Annotated in this window: 5 protein-coding genes; 3 read left to right on the top strand and 2 right to left on the bottom strand. The window is 32.4% G+C overall.

The genetic code is table 11. From position 1 onward, the window contains the following. The first annotated feature begins 149 nt into the window (after positions 1-149). On the top strand, positions 150-443 hold the full coding sequence (locus ACJMLO_RS05800) for a hypothetical protein (protein ID WP_405294829.1): 294 nt from the start codon (positions 150-152) through the stop codon (positions 441-443). A gap of 18 nt (positions 444-461) precedes the next feature. Here the strand turns inward: ACJMLO_RS05800 and ACJMLO_RS05795 are convergent, their stop codons facing one another. Together ACJMLO_RS05795 and ACJMLO_RS05790 are read right to left on the bottom strand one after the other, a co-directional pair. Beyond that, complete coding sequence (locus tag ACJMLO_RS05795; RefSeq protein ID WP_405294827.1) at positions 462-839, bottom strand: hypothetical protein; 378 nt, start codon at positions 837-839, stop codon at positions 462-464. A 62-nt stretch (positions 840-901) separates the two neighbouring features. Then, positions 902-1,993 carry a cation diffusion facilitator family transporter gene (locus ACJMLO_RS05790; RefSeq protein WP_405294825.1) on the bottom strand — a complete coding sequence of 364 codons (1,092 nt, stop codon included), beginning with the start codon at positions 1,991-1,993 and terminating at the stop codon, positions 902-904. A 101-nt stretch (positions 1,994-2,094) separates the two neighbouring features. On the opposite strand from ACJMLO_RS05790, the gene ACJMLO_RS05785 reads away from it, so the two are divergent. Further along, on the top strand, positions 2,095-2,634 hold the full coding sequence (locus tag ACJMLO_RS05785) for a glutathione peroxidase (RefSeq protein WP_405294823.1): 540 nt from the start codon (positions 2,095-2,097) through the stop codon (positions 2,632-2,634). A 217-nt stretch (positions 2,635-2,851) separates the two neighbouring features. Further along, complete coding sequence (locus tag ACJMLO_RS05780; protein WP_405294821.1) at positions 2,852-3,277, top strand: universal stress protein; 426 nt, start codon at positions 2,852-2,854, stop codon at positions 3,275-3,277. Positions 3,278-3,425: the final 148 nt, after the last annotated feature.

The following is a 3,425-nucleotide window of genomic DNA, read 5'->3' as shown; positions in this document are numbered from 1 at the left end:
AATGTGGCCCTTATTTCTATAGAAGACAATAATGTTTCACAGGCATTAAGCATTAAAAAAAGTGAAATCACAACATTGGGCATTTTCAACCGTGAAGAAGTTGAAATCAATATAGTTGATACTCAAATGGGCTCTGAGGATTTGTACCAATGAGAGAAATCTTTTTGGATGAAAACTTTGATGTGGACAGAACTACTGAAGAGATTAACAATATCATGTCTAAATGGTCAATCTATCTTTTAGACATTAACGGTCCGAATTGGGTCATATATGATTATGATTTGCGAGTTAAATACCTGTTCCAATTTCATGTGGACTTTAATGATATTGAAGTTCGAATAAAATTAGAGGATTTAAGGCTAAATGTTATTCATCATATTGAATCTTTAAAAGATGAAACGTCATATAAGGATAATTTGGCAGATTCTAATCTAATAAAATAAAAAAAGAAAGAATTAAAATTATTTAATTCTTGTATTGTAATATCTTACACCGTCTGTGTCATAGGTATACCATCTGTCAACTTCAACGTCATAACCTTCACCGATTACAGTTACATATGAATCTGATTGAGGGTTATAGACTCTGTATGTTTCATTGCTGGTATTTGTATCGTTTCTTGTTGAATTGTCTCCTACAACAGTGTTATTTGTAACGTTGCCGTCTTTGTCTATCATAATAACACTTGTATTTGTGTTGTTGGTTGTATTTTCGACGGTGACATTGTCATTAACTGGGGATTGCTCGCTATTTGTAGTCATAATGTATATGCCAACTGCTAAAAGGGCAACAATCAAAATAGCGATTGCAATTAAAATAATATTATTTTTATTATCCATTTTAATCACCTTAATTTAATATTGGTCATCATACTATTTAATATAATTTGTGGAAGTAACACCTAATCGCTGATATCGTAGTCGTCCACTATGCAGTAATTGAATTTAGGATATTTTGCCTTGATTTTTTCAAGAATTTCTTCCTTGACCTTTTGCCTATCTGCGTCAAAGTCTACGATTATGTCAAACATCACCAGGTTCTGTTCTTCCAAAACCAGAAATCCATGAATTTCAAGTATCTCTTCATATGAACTGACAATTTCAGACAGTTCCTTGCGCATATCTTCGTATTTGTCGTTTTTTGCATAGATTCCAATGGTCAGAGCTATTGAAAATTCTGAATATATTTTTCCCTGTATTGTTCTTGTCAAAGTATGGATATCCAATGCAGTTAGTGTATCATCAACTTCAATGTGGACTGATCCTATCATGTCTTCAGGTCCATAATTGTGCAGACTCAAATCATATGCGCCATAAACTCCAGGAACTTCACAAATTGATGATTTGATTTTATTGGAGAGGTCTGAATCGATTCTGGCACCTATCATATGGTTAAGAGTTTCCTTTATCATGTCAATACTTGATTTGATAATTGCAATTGAGATGATGACACCTAATATTCCTTCAAGGGAGATGTGGAAAAATATTGAGATTATTGCCGCAACCAATGTTGATAGGGAAAGTATTGCATCGAAATACGAATCGCTTCCTGAAGCAACAAGGGCCTGTGAGTTAATTTTTTCTCCGACACGTTTTACATATGTGCCTAAAGCAAATTTAACTACTACTGCAACTGCAATAATGATGAGTGAAATGGTAGTGTAATTTGTTATGTCGGGAGTAAATATTTTGGGCCAGGATTCCATAAGTGCGGTGATACCTGCCCATAGAACTATTGCTGACACGATTATGGATGAAAAGTATTCGATACGGCCGTAACCGTATGGGTGATTTTTATCGGGAGCTTTTCCTGCAAGTTTTGTTCCGATAATGGTGATTATTGATGATAATGCATCAGTTAGGTTGTTTATCGCGTCTAAGGTAATTGCTATGGAATTGGTTAGAATTCCAATACTTGCCTTAAAAGCAACAAGAATCAAATTCACTCCAATTTCGATTATACTTGTTTTAACGATTTTTGATTGTCGTGACATAAATAAATATCTATATTTTAAAAATTTAAACCATTCGGTTTTTACCTTTCAAAAATTTTAAATATATTCAATTTTAAATTAATTTCAAGGAGGCATAATTCATGTCAGTATATGATTTTGAAGTTAAAGACAGCGACGGAAACATGGTTTCTTTATCCCAATATGAGGGAAAAGTATTATTAATCGTAAACTCAGCAACCAAATGTGGTTTTACACCACAATACACAGAATTAAATCAAATTTATGCGGAATTCAATGAACAAGGCTTTGAAATCCTTGATTTTCCATGCAATCAGTTTGGAAAACAGGCACCTGGCACAACCGAAGAGATTACTGAGGTTTGTCGTTCCAAATGGCTCGTGCCATACACAATTTTTGAAAAAATTGATGTAAACGGTGAAAATGCGTCTCCGTTATTTGAATACATTAAAAATGAACAGCCATTTACAGGTTTTACAGGCAAGGGTTCAGGTAAACTAAAACTGGTTGTTAAAATGATGGATAGGCATTACAAGGAAAATAATGATATTAAATGGAATTTCACTAAATTCCTGGTTGACCGTGAAGGCAATGTTGTGCGCAGATTTGAACCTACCGAAGACTTAGGGGAAGTAAAAGAGGCCATCGAGTCTCTTTTATAATTTTCATTTTATCTTTTTTTAACTTTATTTTATTCATTTTTTGAGATTTGATGTCATATATTTATTTTTTCATTGAATAATAAACAATATAATAATTTTTTCATAAAAAATTGATTACACCATATACTTGTTTTTGATAATGTTATTGTAAAGAATAATAAATATATATAAACTATTAAAAACAAAAGTAATATTAACTATATCAAGGTGCAAACAAATGTATAAAAAAATATTATTACCTACAGATGGTTCGACCTATGCTGACCAAGAGGTTGAAAGAGTTGAAAAATTAATCGCCGACGACGGTGAAATTATCATTCTATCCGTTGCTGGCAAATTAACTTCAAGTGCCTTTCAGCCTAGACGAAAAGTTCGGAAAGTAAACGAAATACTTAAAAAAGAAGCTCAACAAGCAGTAGACAACATGGCAGCTAAATTTGATGATAGTTTAAATGTTACTAAAATGGTTTTGACTGGTTTTCCGGCTGAAACAATAAAAAAGGTCTCTGAAGAGGAAGGTGTTGATCTAATTGTAATATCCGCATCTGGAAAAAGTGGAATCCATAGGTTTGTCATTGGAAGCGTGGCAGAAAAAGTTCTTAAAAATAGTGATATTGATGTTTTATTAGTTCATAATGATTAAGGTGTTTTATGAAAGCAAAAAGTATTGTAATTTTAATTATCATAATTCTGATTATTGCAGTTGGCGCATTTATTTTCATACAATCAAATTCCCACAATACAAAAGTTGATGTTTTAAGTAATTCAACACTTAAAAATGGGGATGCAGT

This window comes from Methanobrevibacter sp. (assembly GCF_045120835.1).
In the GTDB taxonomy this organism is placed as follows: Archaea; Methanobacteriota; Methanobacteria; order Methanobacteriales; family Methanobacteriaceae; genus Methanocatella.
Note: the sequence above shows the minus strand (reverse complement) of the source record. Positions and strands in the feature narration are given on the sequence as shown.